This is a genomic window from Lentzea sp. NPDC058450, from assembly GCF_042721395.1.
In the GTDB taxonomy this organism is placed as follows: Bacteria; Actinomycetota; Actinomycetes; order Mycobacteriales; family Pseudonocardiaceae; genus Lentzea.
The window spans coordinates 178,003-196,072 of the sequence record NZ_JBHXLO010000004.1 but is presented as its reverse complement, the minus strand read 5'-3'; the positions used below and the strand labels follow the sequence as shown (position 1 = coordinate 196,072).

The 18,070-nt window shown below is 70.7% G+C and carries 12 protein-coding genes; 10 read left to right on the top strand and 2 right to left on the bottom strand.

Going from position 1 to position 18,070, the window contains the following annotated elements:
- Window positions 1-183 precede the first annotated feature (183 nt).
- From ACFWNN_RS08995 to ACFWNN_RS08965, 7 genes are read left to right on the top strand one after another with little or no spacing between them, the layout of a single operon-like run.
- Window positions 184-879, top strand: coding sequence for a class I SAM-dependent methyltransferase (locus ACFWNN_RS08995; protein WP_382439331.1), 696 nt, complete (start codon window positions 184-186; stop codon window positions 877-879).
- Entirely contained in the window at window positions 876-3,923 is a 3,048-nt protein-coding gene (locus ACFWNN_RS08990) for a ferritin-like domain-containing protein (protein WP_382439330.1), read from the top strand. The genes ACFWNN_RS08995 and ACFWNN_RS08990 overlap by 4 nt, the downstream gene beginning before the upstream one ends.
- Complete coding sequence (locus tag ACFWNN_RS08985; RefSeq protein WP_382439329.1) at window positions 3,923-5,164, top strand: FAD-dependent oxidoreductase; 1,242 nt, start codon at window positions 3,923-3,925, stop codon at window positions 5,162-5,164. The genes ACFWNN_RS08990 and ACFWNN_RS08985 overlap by 1 nt, the downstream gene beginning before the upstream one ends.
- The gene (locus ACFWNN_RS08980; RefSeq protein WP_382439328.1) at window positions 5,161-6,171 is read left to right on the top strand and encodes a methyltransferase; all 1,011 of its coding nucleotides are present in this window, start codon (window positions 5,161-5,163) and stop codon (window positions 6,169-6,171) included. The genes ACFWNN_RS08985 and ACFWNN_RS08980 overlap by 4 nt, the downstream gene beginning before the upstream one ends.
- Before the next feature lie 25 nt (window positions 6,172-6,196).
- Entirely contained in the window at window positions 6,197-7,744 is a 1,548-nt protein-coding gene (locus ACFWNN_RS08975) for a tryptophan halogenase family protein (protein WP_382439327.1), read from the top strand.
- A complete protein-coding gene (locus ACFWNN_RS08970) occupies window positions 7,741-8,979 on the top strand; it encodes a cation:proton antiporter (RefSeq protein ID WP_382439326.1) in 1,239 nt (412 codons plus the stop codon). The genes ACFWNN_RS08975 and ACFWNN_RS08970 overlap by 4 nt, the downstream gene beginning before the upstream one ends.
- On the top strand, window positions 8,979-9,458 hold the full coding sequence (locus tag ACFWNN_RS08965; RefSeq protein WP_382439325.1) for a flavin reductase family protein: 480 nt from the start codon (window positions 8,979-8,981) through the stop codon (window positions 9,456-9,458). The genes ACFWNN_RS08970 and ACFWNN_RS08965 overlap by 1 nt, the downstream gene beginning before the upstream one ends.
- A gap of 126 nt (window positions 9,459-9,584) precedes the next feature.
- Here ACFWNN_RS08965 and ACFWNN_RS08960 read toward each other — a convergent pair whose 3' ends face one another.
- Window positions 9,585-10,373, bottom strand: a complete 789-nt coding sequence (locus ACFWNN_RS08960; RefSeq protein WP_382439324.1) for an alpha/beta hydrolase — start codon at window positions 10,371-10,373, stop codon at window positions 9,585-9,587.
- 191 nt (window positions 10,374-10,564) lie between these two features.
- Here ACFWNN_RS08960 and ACFWNN_RS08955 point away from each other — a divergent pair, with 191 nt between their 5' ends.
- The 3 genes from ACFWNN_RS08955 to ACFWNN_RS08945 are packed head-to-tail and all read left to right on the top strand — an operon-like array spanning window position 10,565 to window position 14,837.
- The gene (locus tag ACFWNN_RS08955) at window positions 10,565-12,070 is read left to right on the top strand and encodes a flavin monoamine oxidase family protein (RefSeq protein WP_382439323.1); all 1,506 of its coding nucleotides are present in this window, start codon (window positions 10,565-10,567) and stop codon (window positions 12,068-12,070) included.
- A 17-nt stretch (window positions 12,071-12,087) separates the two neighbouring features.
- A complete protein-coding gene (locus ACFWNN_RS08950; protein ID WP_382439322.1) occupies window positions 12,088-13,665 on the top strand; it encodes an FAD-dependent monooxygenase in 1,578 nt (525 codons plus the stop codon).
- Window positions 13,662-14,837 carry a cytochrome P450 gene (locus tag ACFWNN_RS08945; protein WP_382439321.1) on the top strand — a complete coding sequence of 392 codons (1,176 nt, stop codon included), beginning with the start codon at window positions 13,662-13,664 and terminating at the stop codon, window positions 14,835-14,837. The genes ACFWNN_RS08950 and ACFWNN_RS08945 overlap by 4 nt, the downstream gene beginning before the upstream one ends.
- Here ACFWNN_RS08945 and ACFWNN_RS08940 read toward each other — a convergent pair.
- Window positions 14,834-17,596, bottom strand: coding sequence for a LuxR C-terminal-related transcriptional regulator (locus ACFWNN_RS08940; RefSeq protein WP_382439320.1), 2,763 nt, complete (start codon window positions 17,594-17,596; stop codon window positions 14,834-14,836). The two genes, ACFWNN_RS08945 and ACFWNN_RS08940, sit on opposite strands and share 4 nt — an antisense overlap.
- Window positions 17,597-18,070 lie beyond the last annotated feature (474 nt).

The window sequence follows — 18,070 nt, the reverse complement described above, 5'->3', positions numbered from 1 at the left end:
GGCGAGGGTGCGAACGCAGTATCGCGACGTGCGGCGATGCTCCACATCGCCCGTTCTGGAGCGTGACCGGCCGATCACCCTGCGCGAGCGCGCAGGTTCTCCGCGCCGTCCTTTCTCCGCGCTGTCCGGACGCCCGATGGTGGAGCGATCAGATGGTGGACTGCCGGAAGCCGAGGGACCTCGATGAGCACCGCACCGGAAGCGTTTTTCGACGACCTGGCCGAGCTGTACGAGCGCTTCACGGTCATCCGCGACGCCGCCACGAGCCCGGTGCGGTCGTGGCTCGTGGAGCAGTTGCCGTCCGGTTCCCGCGCGCTGGACGTCGGCTGCGGTGGCGGCAACAACTGCGGCATGCTCGCCGAGCGCTACGACGAGGTCGTCGGCGTCGACGTGTCGCAGAAGATGCTCGACATCGCTGCCACGAAACCCACCCGCGTGCCGGTGCGGTACCAGTGCCGGGACGCCGCCTCGATGACGCCTGAACGTGACGGGCAGTTCGACCTCGTGATGTCGGTGAACGCGGTGTTCCACATGGGACCCGCCGACGAGGTGCTGCCCGTGCTGCGGTCCCTGGTGGCGCCCGGCGGCCGGCTGGTGATCGTCGACGTGACCCAGCCCGACGACGCGGCGGCCCCCGCCGAGCAGAGCGCCTACGCGTTCCAGACCGGCAAGATCATCTACGACGTCTCCGGTGACGTCGAGGCCGCGTGCGACTCGGTGCGGATGATGCTGCACCCGCGCTGGCTGGCGATGAGCGCCGCCGCGATGCCGCTCACCGACACGGAGTTCCAGCTCCAGTACGAGAAGGCGCTGCCCGGCGTGCGGATCACCAAGGACCTCATCCCCACGATGAGCGCGGCCGTCTGGGAGAACGCGTGAGCATCTTCCACCTGCCCCGGCTGCACTTCGCGGGCGCCGCGATCACCCGCCTGCCCACCGGTCCGCGCGCGGGCTGGCTCGACCTGGAGACCAACCAGGCCATCGACGACGGTGGCGTGTTCGACACCGACCGTCCGGTGCAGGAGTACTACGACTTCCTGGCGGACTCGAAGGGCCACAACTTCGAGGGCAACGGCCACTTCTGGGTCGACGCGAAGGTCGTGTCCACCGAGCTCACGCCCGGCGAGGTCGCCACCGAGGACCTCGTCGTGGGACGGAACCTCGACTTCTGGGGCCACTTCTGCGACTACACCGCGGGCACGGCCAACCGGTCCCGCGTGTTCGACGTCGACCCCGCTTCGAACTGGACCACGACGTTGATGGTCGGCCAGCTCGCGCTCGGCCGGTCGGGCCGCTCGCACGACGTGCCGTACCTGGTGACCGGGGACGTGAACGGCATGTGCCCGCCGCGCTGGAACCAGTTCCACACGGTGCTGCACCAGTTCGCCGTCGACAAGGTTGAGGGTCTGCACTGGCTCGACGGCGTCGCGGACTCCCCCGTGCTCACCCGGCTGCGCGAGGTCGTCGAGACCGAGGCGGACGGCCTGGTCGTGCAGTTCGGGCTCACCGGCCAGAAGCACACCGGCGAGGGCCAGCCGGACATCTGGCAGCTGCGCGGGTCGATCGGCGCCTGGTACCGGTCCGAGCTGCGCAGCTACCCGGCCGGGCGGCTGATCACCCCGCGCACCACGAGGTCCGCGCTGCCCAACGTCTCCGTGCACGTCACCGACGAGCACGTGACCGCGAACCTCGTCACCACGACGCCCGAGGTCGACCTGGAGGTGCGCACGGCGTCCGGCACGCTGCTCGCGACCCTGCCGTCCACAACGGACTCCCGCACGTCCGGCGTGGTCGTGGCGGCACGGGTGGACGGCGCGACCGGCAACCCGGCCGAGGCGCTGGTGATCACCGACCCCGACGGGACCGTGCTGTCCCGCGAGGAGGAGACGGTCGTCGAGTCCGACGAGGCCGCGTTGTTCCTGGAGCACGAGAACACCAGGACCGGCGAGGACCACGCCGTCGAGATCCCCGTCCGCTCCTACCTTCGCGGAGTTCCCGCCCGGGTCGACCGCGTGCACGTCCGGCAGCACGTGAACCCGGCCGCGTTGCCGCTCGCTGACGACCGCGACACCGCTCAGCTCGTGGCGTTCCTGCCGACCGGACAGGCCGAGTACCAGGCGGAGCAGGTGCTCTCCACCGACGAGCACGGCCGCGGCACCATCACGCTGAAGGGCGTGCGGGGCGGCGCGACGCGGGTCGTCCTGCGCCCCGAAGGCACCCCGGAACCCACCGGCGGCACGGCCGCCGAGCGGTACGACAACGACGACGCCCAGGGCTACTGGTCGGCGGTCGGCTCGGTCGCGGTGCGGGTGCTGCCGAACCACTGGCACCTCGACGACCTGCCGGACGAGGACGTCACGTTCCGCACGCTGTACCGCGAGGCGCTCGCCTACTACGAGCTGCAGTACTCGTTCATGCGGTCGGAGGTGCTGAGCCTCGCCGACGAGTTCAAGGTCGAGCCGTACGCGCGGCTGATCTGGCACGTCTCCGCGCCCGAGCACAAGGGCAAGACGTTCTACATGCCGCCGACGCGGGACATGAGCGCGCCGCAGATCCGGATGTTGCTGCGCTACCTGCTCGCCGACGACGCGCAACGGCAGACGCCGCCGACTTTCGTGCCGCAGCAACGCAAACTCGGCACGATCACGACCAAGGACCAGCTGCTGCACGCGCTCTACCAGGCGGCGGCGATCGAGCTGGCCACCATGGTCCAGTACCTGTACGCGGCCTACAGCGTGCCGACCCACGGCGCCGGCAAGAAGCTAGTCGAACGCGGTGAGTGGACGCCTGAGCAGTTGCTCACGGCGTCCGGTGAGGGCACCGAGACGTGGAGCAACGGCATCCGCGGCAGCCTGATGTCCGTCGCCCGCGAGGAGATGATGCACTTCCTCGCCATCAACAACATCCTGATGGCGATGGGCCGGCCGTTCCACCTGCCCAAGCTCGACTTCGGGACGTTCAACAGCGACATCTGCGTGCCGCTGGAGTTCTCCCTCGAAGCCCTGAACCTCGCGAGCGTGCAACGGTTCGTGGCGCTGGAGCAGCCGCACGACCTGATCGAGGAGATCGAGGGCAACGACTCCACGGTCCTGCGCGCGGACGGCGAGCCGTACCAGTACGGGTCGCTGAGCGAGCTGTACGCGGCGATCCGCGAGGGCGTCCAGGCCGTGCCGGGCGTGTTCCTGGTGAAGAAGGGCCGCGGCGGTGGCGCCCACCACCTGTTCATGCGCGAGTCCGTCAACGCCGTGCACCCCGACTACCAGCTGGAAGTCGACGACGTGGCGAGCGCGGTGTTCGCGATCGACTTCGTCACCGAGCACGGCGAGGGCGGCCAGATCCCCTCGACGCTTCCAGAGGAAGAGTCGCACTTCGACACGTTCCTGCGGATCTCGGAGATGCTGATCGCGGAACGGGCGAAGGGCCCCAACGACCGCAGGATCCCGTGGAACCCTGCCTACCCGGTGATGCGCAACCCCACGCTGAAGCCCGGCAACCCGGCGATGGACCACGTGACGCACGAACCGGCGCGGATCGCGATGAAGGCGTTCAACCGGTCGTACTTCATGGCCATGCAGCTGATGGTGCAGCACTTCGGGTACAGCCCGGACAAGTCGTTGCGGCGCAGCCGGTTGATGAACTGGTCGCTGGACATCATGACCGGCGTGCTGCGGCCGTTGGGCGAGCTGATCGTGACGCTGCCCTCGGGACGGCCTGGGCGCACCGCGGGGCCGTCGTTCGAGCTCGACTCGACGCCCGAGTACATCTCGCGGCCCGACATCGCGGTCGAGTGGATGGCCCGCGAGTTCCACGAGGTGGCGGACCTCGCCCGCAAGTGCGTCGGCTTCGGCCTCACCCCGACCGTGGGCGACCTGCTCGCCTTCATCGGGGACTCGTTGCGCACCATGGACCTGAAAGACCTGTGATGGCCGAGAAGACGACAGTGTGCATCGCCGGCGGCGGTCCGGCCGGTGCCGTGCTGGGGCTGCTGCTCGCGCGGTCCGGGGTGGACGTCGTGGTGCTGGAGAAGCACGCCGACTTCCACCGCGACTTCCGCGGCGACACCGTGCACCCCGCGACGTTGCAGATCCTCGACGAGCTCGGGCTGATCGACCGGTTCCACGCGCTGCCCCACCAGAAGGTCAGCACGATCGGCGTCGTGCAGGACGGCAAACGCATCGACATCGCCGACTTCCGGCGGTTGAAGGTCCGCTACCCCTACATGGCGTTCGTGCCGCAGTGGGACTTCCTCGACCTCGTCACGGCGGAGGCGAAGAGGTACCCGGGGTTCCGGTTGCTGATGGAGACCGAGGCGCTGGGCGTCGTGCGGGACGAGGACGGCCGGGTCGCCGGTGTGCGCGTGCGCGGGCCCGAGGGCGAACGGCAGATCCGCTCGACGCTCTTGGTCGCCGCCGACGGACGGCACTCGGCGATCCGGAAGGACGCGGGGTTCGTGCCCACGCTGATCGGCCGGTCGCTCGACGTCATCTTCTTCACGATCTCGCGCCGGGACACCGATCCGGACGAGGGCATCTGCGTGCGGATCGGCAACGGCAAGATCTTCGGCGCGACCGACCGCCGCACCTACTGGCAGATGTCGTACGAGACGTCGACCGGTGGCATGGAGAGGGTGCGGCGTGAGGGGCTCGCCAAGTTCCGCGCGGACCTGGCCGAGCTCGTGCCGTTCCTCGCCGACCGCGCGCACGAGGTGTCCTCTGTGGACCAGCTCAGCCCGCTGGAGGCGCGGATCGACCGCCTGGAGCGGTGGCACGAGCCCGGTCTGCTGTTCATCGGCGACGCCGCGCACGCGATGTCCCCGGTCGCGGGGTTCGGGGTGAACCTCGCGGTCCAGGACGCCGTCGCCACCTCGAACCTCCTCACCGACGCGCTGTTGAAGGCTCAGGAGGGCCGGATCTTCGATGACGACCTGCTGGCACGCGTGCGGAAACGCCGCAAACGCGCGGTGGCGTTGTCGCAGGGCCTGCAACGGGCGACGCAGAAGTTCGGCATCGACGAGGCACTCGGCGGCTCCGGGCAGCCGCCCGCGCCGAAGATCTTCGAGAAGCTCGGCGTCGCCCAGTGGCTGATGAGCCGCGTCATCGGGCTCGGCTTCCGGCCCGAACACGTTCGCACCCAGGAGAGAGCGCCGGAGGGAACCGTCCGATGACCGCACCCGGAATGCCGCCGCAGGCACGGATGATGCAGATGATCACGGGATACTGGGTCACCCAGGTCGTGCACGCCGTCGCCGACCTCAAGATCGCCGACCACCTCGCCGAGTCCGCGCTGACGCTGGAGGAGATCGCGGCGCTGACGGAGGTCGACGCCGACACGATGCTGCGGCTGCTGCGCGCCTGCGCCTCGCAGGGGCTCGTGGCCTACGACAACGGCCGGTTCGTCAGCACGCCGTTGCTGGAGACCCTGCGCGAGGGCGTGCCGGGGTCGTTCCGCGACATCGCGATCGTGCACGGCTCGCCGGGGCACTGGCTGTCCTGGGGCAGGTTCCCGGACGCCGTGCGCGCCGGTGAGCCGCAGACGAAGGCCGCGCTGGGCAGCGACATCTGGACGTACTTCCAGTCGCAGCCGCAGGAGTGGGAGCGGTTCTCGAACTCCATGACCGAGCTGACCGACGGCCTGTCCCGCGAGATCGGCTCGTTGCTCGACACCACGGGCCTCGCCACGGCGGTGGACGTCGGCGGCGCGAACGGCGCGCTGCTGCACTCGGTGCTGAAGGCCAACCCCGCACTGCTGGGTGTCGTGTTCGACCTGCCGACCGTCGAGGCGACCGCGGTGGCCGAGGCCGAGAAGGCGGGGCTTGCCGACCGGTGCACGTTCATCGGTGGCTCGTTCTTCGACGCCGTGCCCGAGGGCGACCTGTTCCTGCTCAAGGCCGTCATGCACAACTGGGACGACAAGTCGTGCGTGGAGATCCTCACGCAGTGCCGCAGGGCGATGCGGCCCGGCGGACGGGTGGTCGTCGTCGAGATGCCGCTCGGCCCGGTGGGAGCACCGGGCTTCGCTCCCCTGCTCGACCTGGGGATGCTCGCCGTGAACGCCGGCCGGGAGCGCGACCTCGACCAGTACGACGCCCTGTTCCGGGCGGCCGGCCTGCGCCTCGACGGCGTCACGCCGACCTCGTCCCCGCAGAGCCTGATCCACGCCGTTGCCGCGTAACCACGAACCGGAGGTATGACCGAAGATGTTGAAGAACGTAGTGGTGGTCGGCGGCGGCACGGCCGGCTGGATGACCGCCTCCTACCTGACGGCCGCGTTCGGGGACCGGATCGACGTCACGCTCGTGGAGTCGAAGCGCGTCGGCGCGATCGGCGTCGGCGAGGCGACCTTCAGCACGGTCCGGCACTTCTTCGAGTACCTCGGTCTCGAGGAGAAGGAGTGGATGCCCGCCTGCAACGCCACCTACAAGCTCGCCATCCGGTTCGAGAACTGGCGTGAGCCGGGGCACCACTTCTACCACCCGTTCGAACGCCAGCGGGTCGTCGACGGGTTCCCGCTGACGGACTGGTGGCTGCGCGACCCGAAGTCGGACCGCTTCGACAAGGACTGCTTCCTGGTCGGCACCCTGTGCGACGACCTGAAGTCCCCGCGCCAGATGAACGGCGAGCTGTTCGAGGGCGGCCTGGGCCAGCGCAGCACGTACCGGACGACGCTGTCCGAGCAGACCACGCAGTTCCCCTACGCCTACCACTTCGACGCCACGCTGGTCGCGAACTACCTGCGCGACTACGCGGTCGCACGGGGCGTGAAGCACGTCCTCGACGACGTGCAGGACGTCGCGCTGGACGACCGCGGCTGGATCAGCCACGTCGTCACCAAGGACAACGGGAACCTCACCGGTGACCTGTTCATCGACTGCACCGGCTTCCGCAGCCTGCTGCTGGGCAAGGCGCTCGCCGAGCCGTTCCAGTCCTATCAGGACAGTCTGCCCAACGACAGCGCGGTGGCGTTGCGGGTGCCGCAGGACATGGAGAACCGCGGCCTGCGCCCGTGCACGACGGCGACCGCGCAGGACGCGGGCTGGATCTGGACGATCCCGCTGTTCGACCGCATCGGCACCGGCTACGTCTACGCCGGCGACTACATCTCGCCCGAGGAGGCCGAACGCACGCTGCGCGCGTTCGTCGGCCCGGCCGCCGAGCACGCCGACGCCAACCACATCAAGATGCGCATCGGCCGCAGCGAACGGCACTGGGTCAACAACTGCGTGGCCGTGGGGTTGTCCAGCGGGTTCGTCGAGCCGCTGGAGTCGACCGGCATCTTCTTCATCCAGCACGCCATCGAGCAGCTGGTGAAGCACTTCCCGGACGAGCGCTGGGACGACGGGCTGCGCAAGTCCTACAACAAGCTCGTCAACAACGTGATGGACGGCGTGCGCGAGTTCCTCGTCGTGCACTACTACGCCGCCAAGCGCCAGGACAACCAGTACTGGAAGGACACCAAGACCCGGCCGTTGCCCGACGGCCTGGCCGAGCGGCTGGACCGCTGGCAGACCCGGCTGCCCGACGGCGAGTCGGTCTTCCCGCACTACCACGGGTTCGAGGCCTACTCCTACGTCTGCATGCTGCTCGGTCTCGGCGGTCTCGACCTGAAGGCGTCGCCCGCGCTGGGCCTGATGGACACCACGTCGGCACAGCACGAGTTCAAGCTCGTCGGTGAGCAGGCCGCCGAACTCGCCCGGACGTTGCCCACGCAGTACGAGTACTTCGCCCAACTCCACCGGGCGCGGTGAGCACGGTGCTGAGCGCCCTGCACCTCGGCGCGTTGCTCGCCGCGTTCTTCGCGGTCGCGGCACTGGGCCGGGTGCTCGCGCGGGCGGTGCGGATGCCCACCGTGATCGGGGAGATCGCGGTGAGCGTCCTGCTCGGGCCGGTGCTGCTGGCCGCGTTCGGCAAGGGCGTGTTCACCGCGATCCTGCCGGCGGACCTCACCGGGGTGCTGAAGCAGATCGGCGAGGCCGGACTGGTGCTGTTCCTGATCGGCGTGGTGCACCACCTCGACCGCGGCGGCACGGGCGGGTGGCGTGGCAAGGCGTTGGGCCGGATCACCGTTGGCGCCTTCGTGCTGCCGTTGCTGACCGGTCTCGTGTTCGCCGGGTGGGTGCTGTGGTTCGCGCCCCCGGACGTCCGGGGCACGGCTCCCCCGGTCGCGCTGGTGCTGATGCTCGCGGTGGCCATGTCGGTCACCGCGGTGCCGGTGCTCGCGCGCATCCTGGAGGAGCGGTCCGACCTGGGCCGTGCCTCCGGGTTGTCGATGATGGCGTCGGTGCTGATCGACACGCCGGCCTGGCTCCTGCTGACCGTCGCATTGGGACTCGCGGCGGGTGGCCTCGGCGGTGTGTGGCTGGCGTTCGCGACGATCGGTGCGGGCGCGGTGATCGCGTGGTTCGGCCATCGGGCGCTCGGTTCCGCGTCGGAGTTCGCGTCCGGACGGCCGCGCACGACCGCCCTCGTCCTCGCCGCGGTGGCACTCGGCGCGGGCGCGGCGGTGCACTCGCTCGGGCTCACCGCGATCTTCGGGGCGTTCCTGGTCGGCGTGATGGTGCCGCGCGGCGAGGCGTGGTCCCGGGTCGTCGCGCTGGTCAGCGGGGTGGGCAGGGCGTTCGTGCCGGTGTTCTTCGTGGTCGCCGGGGCGACGCTGTCGACCAGCGGGGTGTCCGCGTTCCCGTGGATCGGCGTGGTGCTGGCGCTCGTGCTGGGCGTGGCGGGCAAGGTCGGCGGCGGGTACGCCGGCGCGCGCTGGGGTGGCGAGGACCAGGTCACGTCGCTGCGGGTCGGCGTGCTCGTGAACACGCGTGGGCTCACCGAGATCGTGGTGCTGCAGATCGGGTTCACCGCCGGGTTGCTCACCCCCGGGCTGTTCGTGGCGTTGCTGGTGATGGCACTCGTGACGACCGCGCTCACCGGCCCGTTGCTGGACGTGCTCACCCGGCGGGTCGGTGCGGCACGGGAGGAGGTGTCGTTGTGATGGACCAGTTCCGCGGCCTGATGGCGGCCTTCCCGACCGGCGTCGCGGTGGTGACGACGTTCGGGCAGGACGCCGAGCCGTGGGGGATGACGGTGTCGTCGTTGTCGAGCGTGTCAATGGACCCGCCGACGCTCCTGGTGTGCCTGCGGGACGCCAGCCCGACGCTGGACGCGTTGGTGCGCAACGGTTCTTTTACGGTCAACCTGCTGCACCACGAGGCGCGGCCGGCCGCCGAACTGTTCTCCTCCGGCGATCCCGCGCGGTTCGAGCGGGTCGCGTGGGAGAAGCCGGAGTCGGTCGGCGGGCCGCACCTGGTGGACGACGCGCACGCGGCGGCGGACTGCGAGGTCGACCACATGCACCGCACCGGCACGCACGTGGTGGTGTTCGGCAGGGTGCGGCGGGTCGTGCACCGGTCGGCCGCGCAACCGCTGCTCTACGGCCTGCGCCAGTACGCGTCGTGGCCGCGAAGTGCCTGAGGCGCAACGAAGAAGGCCCCCACCGAGGTCGGTGGGGGCCTTCTTTCTGTGAGGGCGGGAACTCCGGGGCAGCGACGGCGGCCGAACCCAGCGAGGAGCGGGGCCCCGGAGCCGCTCTCCTCGTCTCTACTGCTCGCCGAGCAGCCACTCCGTCGTCACCCGGATCGCCGGTGCCTGCCAGTGCGCCTCCACCGGCGGCCCGATCTCCACCAGCCGGCTCGGGCACGTGAGCGCCTCCACCAGGCTGCGCGACGACTCCACCGGCGCGCCGGGCGGGCCCACGCGGTGCACGACGAGGGTCGGCGCGGTGATCACCGGCAGCACCCCGCGCGGCTGCAACCAGAACACCTCGTTCAGCATCGCCCGCCCCACCACGAAGGTGTCCGAGACGCGCAGGTGCCCGTCCGCGAGCAGCGCCCGGCCGGCCTCGGCGCCGAGGAATCCCCCTGACCAGGCGGGGTTCGCGTCGGCGAAGTGCTCCTGGTAGTCGATCAACGGGTTGTACAGGACCACCTTCGCCACCTCCTCTCCCCTGCGCGCGGCATAGCCCGCCGCCACGCCGCCGGTGAGGCCGGTCGCGACCAGCACCGCGGGACCGGGCGCCACGGTCTCGCGCAGGTGGGTCAGGGCGGCGCTGATGACGTTGAGCAGGCCGGACAGGCTCAGTTCCGCCTGCGTGCCTTCGCTGTCACCGTGTCCCGGCAGGTCAACGCGCAGGCTGGCGATGCCGTGCCCGGCGAGTTCCGCGGCCAGGCGGACGTGGAACCCGCCCTGGTCGCGGTCGGCGCCCTCGCCGTGCAGCAGCAGGGCGGTGCCGCGGGGTTCGCCTGCGGGCAGGACCTCGGTCGCGGCGAGCTTCAGGCCGTCGTGTCCCCGCACTGAGGTCGTTCGCTGGACGACGGTGGGCGCTGTCATGACAGGCCTCCTCACGAGAGTTTCGCGTCAGTGTCGTGGGTGGACGGACCCGCGCACCCCGCACGAGTGAGAAACCGTTGTGTCGCGCGGTGTGGACTGCTCCGGTGAGCGGGTTGGGCACGCCGAACCGCGTGCGCGGCGGGCCGTCCGCGTGATGTGGAGCGGGGTGGCGCGGCGGGACGATTCTGCCCATGAGTCCGGTGCACACGAACGTCTTGTCGGGCGGACAACACTGGCCGCAGCGGCCGAAGCGCGTCACCGTGCTCGGCGCGGGCGTGGCGGGCCTGGTCGCGGCGCACGAGCTGGAACGCCTGGGCCACAGCGTGCAGGTGCTGGAGGCGCGGCTGGAGGTCGGCGGCCGGGTGCGCACCCACTCGTTCGTCCCCAGGGGCCCGCTCGCCGAGGTCGGCGCCATGCGGATTCCCGCCTCGCACCACCGGACCATGCAGTGGATCGACCTGCTGGGGCTGAGCGACCGGGTGCGGCAGTTCCGCACGTTGTTCTCCGACGACGCCAGCTTCCTGGAGACCCACACCGGGCACCTGCGGGTGCGCGAGGCGACCTCGGTGCTGGTCGAGGAGTTCCGCCGCGGTCTGCCGCCCGGCGAGTACCGCGAGGAGTCCGTGCTCGCGGCGACGTGGCTGACCGCGAGCGTCAACGCCGTGGCGCCCGGCGCGTTCCGGACGAACCTGCACAGCGACCTGAACCTGGAGTTGCTGGACCTGCTCGACGGCATCGACGTGCGGCCGTACTTCGTGAGCACCGGCGGGGTCGAACGGCTCGACGTCAACCGGTTCTTCGCGGGCAACCCGAAGTTCGCCGCGCGCAGCCGGCTCGCGCACTTCTTCGACGACATCACCGTCGAGACTTCGTCGGCGTTGTTCCGGCTCGAAGGCGGGATGGACCAGATCACCGTCCGGCTGGCCAAGAGCCTGCGCGGGCCGGTGCACCGCGGCCGCCAGGTCGTCGGGCTGCACGTGCGCCCGGACGGCGTGGTGGTGGAGACGCGGCGCGGGCTGGACGTCGTCGCGAGCCACTGCGACTACGTGCTGTGCACGGTGCCGTTCTCGGTGGTGCGGCGGATGAAGCTGAGCGGGCTGGCCGACGACAAGCTCGCGACCGTGCACGACATGCAGTACTGGCCCGCCACCAAGATGGCGGTGCACTGCCGGGAACCGTTCTGGGAGTCCGACGGCATCAGCGGCGGTGGCTCGTTCACCGGTGGTCTGGTGCGCCAGACCTACTACCCGCCGGTCGAGAGCGATCCCCGGCTCGGCGCGGCGCTGATGGCGAGCTACACGATCGGCCCGGACTCCGACGCGCTCACCCAGTTCCCGCCGGAGAAACGGGAACGCGTCGTGCTCGACGAGCTGAGCCGCATCCACCCCGAGCTGAAGCGGCCGGGCATGGTGCTGGGTGTGGTGACCCAGGCCTGGGGCGAGGACTTCTCCAGCATGGGCGCCGCGTCCGTGCGGTGGAGCAAGGACGTCGCCACGGCGGAGGAGGAACGGGCGCTGGCGGCCAAGCCGCAGGGAACGTTGTTCTTCGCCGGCGAGCACTGCTCGTCCTATCCGGCGTGGATCGAGGGGGCGATCGAGTCCGGTCTCGCCGCCGCCCAGGACATCCACTCCGCCACGTCCGTCGAACGCCCGGTCGTGGCGTCCGGCTACCGCCGCATGCGGGGCGGCGCGGCATGAATCCCTTGGAGAGTCAGGTGCTCGACACCGAAGTGATCATCGTCGGCGGCGGGCCGACCGGCATGGCGACCGCGCTGGAGCTGCGGTCGCGTGGCGTGGACTTCGTGCTCGTCGAGGCCGGTGACGGCACGGTCGGTCACCCCAAGGTGTCCAGCATCGGGCCGCGGTCGATGGAGTTCTTCCGCCGCTGGGGCATCGCCGACGCGATCCGCCACTCGGGCTGGCCTTCGGACCACCCGCTGGACTGCGTGTGGACGACCCGGATCGGCGGGCACGAGCTGTTCCGCCTCCCCCGGCACACGATGGGCAGCCGGCCCGAGTTCCGGCACACCCCGGAACCGGACGCGATCTGCCCTCAGCACTGGCTGGGCCCGTTGCTGCGCAAGGCCGTCGGCGTGCACCCGGACGGGCCGGTGCGGATGGGCACGCGGCTGGAGTCGTTCGCGCAGGACTCCGAGGGCGTGTCCGCGGTGCTGAGCGACGGCACCGAGGTGCGCGCGCGGTACCTGATCGCCTGTGACGGCGCGAGCTCGCCGATCCGCAAGCTGCTGGGCATCGCGGCTCCGGCCGTGCACGACACGCTGGTCTTCCGCAACGTCCTGTTCCGCGCGCCAGAACTGCGGGCGCAACTCGGGGACAGGATCGCCAACTTCTTCTACCTGATGATCTCGTCGGCGTTGCGGTTCCCTGTGCGCGCGCTGGACGGTTCCGGGCTGTACCGGATGACGGTCGGGCTGCAGGGGTCGCCCGAGTCGTTGCAGGACGCGGAGACTTTGGTGCGCAAGGCGATCGCGTTCGAGACGCCGATCGAGGTGCTCTCCGACAACGAGTGGCACCTCGTGCACCGGGTCGCCGAGAACTTCCGTTCCGGCCGGGTCTTCCTGGTCGGCGACTCGGCGCACACGCTGTCGCCGTCCGGCGGGTTCGGCATGAACACCGGCATCTGCGGCGCCGCCGACCTGGGCTGGAAGCTCGCCGCCGACCTGCGCGGGTGGGCCGGGCCCGGTCTGCTCGACAGCTACACGACCGAACGGCAGCCCGTCGCGTTCGAGGGCCTGGAAGAGGCGAACCGCAACCTGGAACGGGCGATGCGGCGCGAGGTGCCGCCGTTCCTGAACGAGGACTCTCCGCGAGGTGCGGAGATGCGGGCGAAGATCAGCGAGGGGCTCCAGCGCGGCGGGGTCGCCCGCGAGTTCGACGCACCGGAGATCCACCTCGGCTTCACCTACGCCGGGTCTCCGCTGATCATCGACGACCCGACGGCGGAGAACCTGGAGGACCGCCGTCCGAACACCCGGCCGGGGTCCCGCGCCCCGCACGCGTGGGTCAAGGACGGCGTGTCCACATTGGACCTCTTCGGCGACGGGTTCGTGCTGGCGCACTTCGAGGACTCGCCTCTGCTCGGCGCGTTCGCGGACGCGTTCGGGACGCGCGGCATCCCGTTCCGCGCGGAGAAGCTCTCCGAGGAGATCGCGGCAGCCTACGAACGGCCGTTCGTGCTGGTGCGACCGGACGGGCACGTGGCGTGGCGCGGTACCGAACTGCCTTCGGACGCCTCGACCATCGCCGACACCGTGCGCGGAGGTGCGCGATGAAGCCGTTCTCCCTGAAGGGCTGGTCGGACGAGAACCTGCGCGACCCGTTCCCGGTGTTCGCCCGCCACCTCGCCGCCGGACCCGTGCAGTTCGCGGACGGCACCTGCTACGTGTTCGGCCACGACGCCGCGGTCGAGACGCTGACCAGTGCCGCGTTCGGCCGCCGCTCGCCTTCCGGCGGCGGCAGCCCGGTGTCAGTGACGTCGGCGTTGCGCACCCTGGTGGAGAACTGGCTGGTGTTCCTCGACCCGCCTCGGCACACCGAGCTGCGGTCGGTGCTGAACAAGGAGTTCTCGCCGGCGGTCGTGACGAACCTGCGGCCGCGGATCACCGAGATCGCCCAGACGCTGCTGACCGACCTGCCGGTGACGTTCGACCTGGTGGAGAGGTTCTCCGCGCCCCTGCCGATCCTGGTCATCTCCGACCTGCTCGGCGTGCCGCGCGAGGACTCCGGCTGGTTGCGGGACCGCGCGGTCGACCTGCAGGAGGCGAGCAGCGTCCGTGCGGCGGCGAACCCCGACGCGCACGCGATCGCCGACCGGGCCGCCCGCGAACTCCGCGACTACTTCCTGGCGCTGATGGAACGACAGCGGACCTCACCCGGCGAGGACCTGGTGTCGTTGATGGTGTCCGCCCAGACGCGCGGCGAGCCGTTGTCGTCGGACGAGATCGTCGGCACCTGCGTGCACCTGATGACCGCAGGGCACGAGACGACGACCAACGTGCTCAGCAAGTCGGTGCTGGCACTGGCGTCCCGGCCGGAGGCGCTCGCCGAACTGCGGAACGGGGTCACCCCGGCCGCCGTCGAGGAACTGGTCAGGTTCGACCCGCCCGTGCAGGCCGTCGGGCGGTGGGCGCACCAGGACGCCGTGATCGCCGGGGTGCCGATCCCGGCCGGCACCAGGGTGATGGTGATGCTCGGTGCGGCGAACCGGGACCCCGCCCGGTTCACCGCACCCGACACGCTCGACCTGCGGCGCGCGGGCGGCCGCAACACCGGGTTCGGCCTCGGCATCCACTACTGCCTCGGCGCCACCCTCGCCCGTGCCGAGCTGGAGATCGGCCTCGGCCTGCTGCTGGACGTACTCGGCCCGTACACAGTGGACAGTGTGAAGTTCCCGCACGACATCGTGTTCCACGGCCCGCACAGCGTGGTGGTGACCCGGCACTAGGGTGCGATGCGGGCCAGGTCCACTCGGGAACGGATGTCGAGCTTGCGGTAGACCTGCCGGAGGTGGAACCCGACGGTGTGCGGGGAGACGAACAGCTCGGTGGCCACCTGCCGGTTGGTCAGGCCGTGCGCGACGAGGGCCGCGACCTTCGCCTCCGCGGTGGTGAGGCTGCCCCAGCCGGAGTCGGGGCGGGCCTCGTGGTTCCAGTGCCGGCGCCGCACGCCGAGCCGGCGGAGCTTGCGCCGCACCCGTGCCGCGTCCCACGCCGCACCGAACTCGTCGTAGCGCTCCATCGCGCGGTTGAGCGCCGGTACCGCCCGGTCGCGGTCGTCGTCGCGCAGCAGTGAACCGAGGTCCTCGACCAGCGACGCCACCGCCCACACGTCCTCGCCGTACAGGTCCTCCAGGCCTTCGAGCGCCGCCACGTCCTGCTCCAGCAACGCCCGGCCGTGCCGTGCCGCCGCGACGAACGCGCGGTGCTCCGGGTTCGCCGCGGCGAGCTCCTCCGCGGTGACCACGATCAGCTTGGCGTGGTCGGTCTCCCCCGCGCTCAACGCCGTGCGCACCGCCCAGGACGTCGACGACGGGTCCTCCAGCACCAGCCTCCGGCGTGCTGCGGGGTCCTCGATCACCTCGCGCAGCTCCTCCAGCGCCTCCCCCGCCCCCCGCCCGGCCGAGGTGAGCAACGCCGACAGCAGACAGCGCAACAACACCGGCGGCCCACCGGGCACCCGGCTCTCCAGACACCGCAGGTGCCGGGTCGCGGCCGCCAGATCGCCCCGCCGCAGCGCCGCCATCACCAGCACCGCGCGCAGCTGTGGTTCGTAGACAGGCGTGCCGGCACGTTCGGACGCCAGCAGACCCGCCGTCGCGTCGGCCTCCGCCCCGGCCAGATCTCCCTTGACCAGCAGGATCTCCGCCCGCAACGCCAGCGGGAGCGCGCTGAGCACCCCCATGTTCTGGTCGTCGATCGTGCGCCGCGCCTGCTCGGTCGCCGCCAGCGCCTCGTCCAGCCTGCGCACCCTCGTGAGCATCCAGGCCCGCATCCACAACGGGTCCGCCTGGCTGATCTCGGGCAGGCCCGGTCGCAGCGCGATGGCCTCGTCGGTGGCCGTCAGCGCGTCGTCCAGCTCGCCCTCGCGCCAGCGCACCCGCGCCCGGACCGTGAGCGCGGCCGCCCGGACGGCGTCACCGTGCGCGCCGGGTTCCGCGAGCACCCGTTCCGCGACGGCGACGACCTCGTGCCGTTCCTCGCCGGAGAAGGTGTTGAGCAGCAACAGGTCCGGCCACGGCTCGTCCCGCCCGGCGACCACGTCCTTCGCCGCCGCCTCGTCGCCGCGCAACATCAACGCCGTCGCGAGCCAGTTGCGCAGCTCGCCCGACGCCTCCCCGGCGCACGAGCCGAGCTGCTCGGTCGCGAGATCGACGGCGGCGCCCAGATCCCCCAGCCGCACCAGCGCGGCCACCGCGCTGGTGGCGAGCACGACCCGGTCCTCGCCGTCCGCGATCTCCAGCCCGCGCGTCGCCAGTGCCGCCGCGGTCCTCGGCGCCGCCGGCAGCAACCCGGCCACGGCGTCCCGGATGATCCGCACGGCGTCCTCGTCGCCGGGCTTCGCGCAGTGCACCAGGTGCACGGCGGCGGCCTCGACGCGGTTCCGCTCGATCAGCATCGTCGCCGCCTGCTGGTGCAGCATCGACCGCAGCAACGCGGGCACCGTGCCGAGCACCACCAGCCACACCGGCTCGCGGTGGAACGCGAACTCGTCGCCGTCGCTGTCGATCACCCCGGCCCGGATGGCCTCCTGCAACGGCCCGAGCAGCTGCGACGTCCGTTCGCCGAGCATCTCGGCCAGGTCCTGCGGCGGGAACCTGTCGCCCAGCACCGCCGCGACCTGCAGCACCTCCCGCGACCGCAACGACAACCGCCCGAGCCGCGCCCGCACCGCCCTCACGAACGCCTCGGGCAGCCGCGCACCGGGCTCGGCCTCGACCGCCGACGGCGCCCCGCCGGCCAGCGACACGACGCCGCTCCCGACGACGAGGCACCGCTCCTGCTGGAGCGCCATCACCAGGTCCACCACGGACTGCGGCTCGCCGCCGACGCTCTCGCACAACGCGATCACGTCCGGATCGGGCGCGGCCTTGACCAGTCCCTGGACCAGGCTCACCACCGCGGCGCCCGACAACGGCTCCAGCGGCCCCAGCCTCTTCACCCGCTGCTGCCGGACCAGCGAGTGCAGCAGCTGACCGTTCGGTGCCTCCGCGTGCGCCGAGTCCAGCGCGAACAGCCACAACACCGGGGCGTTCGCGAACTTGGCCATCACGATGCCGAACGCGTGCACCAACGCGGGCTCGACCCGCTGCACGTCGTCCACGACGACCAGCACCGGCGCACCGCGCAGATGCCCGGCGACCTGCGCCTCGCACCCGGCCGCCAGCACGGAGATGCGGTCGTCCTCACCGCGCGGGGCGCGCCCGCCGACCAGCGAGACGTGCCTGGTGGACCCCGGCGACACGCCGTCCACGACGGCGAACCCCCGCCGTGCCGCCAGGGCCGCGACCCGCTCCAGCACCCAGGTCTTCCCGGAACCCGACTCGGACTGCACCACGACGACGTGTGCCTGCGCACCCGCCTCGATCGTGGAGATCACGTCCTCGACCGCGCTCAGCTCGGCCTCGCGACCGTGCGGTGGCGCCAGCACCGCGACGCTGGGCACGAACGAGGGATCGAAGCCCTTTTCCAGATTCCCTTGAGACACGCCAAACTCTCCCATGCGTGTTGTCCGGCCCGGGCAACGTCACCTGTCATCGTTGTCGCGAAAGTCGCGAAAACATCGCCGAACCTCAAGCTCGCGGCGCCCGAACGCAATGTTATTGCGGGACTCGCCGCTTTTATCTCAATTGGCCGACGCTCTCACCAGGCGAGATGTGAAACAACCTTTCACATTGATCTTCTATCGTGTTTCCCATGATGGCCGAGCTGACAGAACGATGTCAACGAGGTGACACCGGTCCGCGAATCTTTAGGAATAACCCCAAAGCGTCTCCTGCGCAGCTCAACTCAATCTGATGATTGACGGACGCTCACATACCGCCAGGAGGCACCTGTCGGACGTTGACGGCAAAAACGTGAAAAGGTATTCAACAGCGCAGGCGGCTCAGCGAACCTTCACACCGGTCCTGGTGCGGTGTAGTGCGTGACCTCGCCGCCAGCCTGGTCCTCGTTCTCCCAG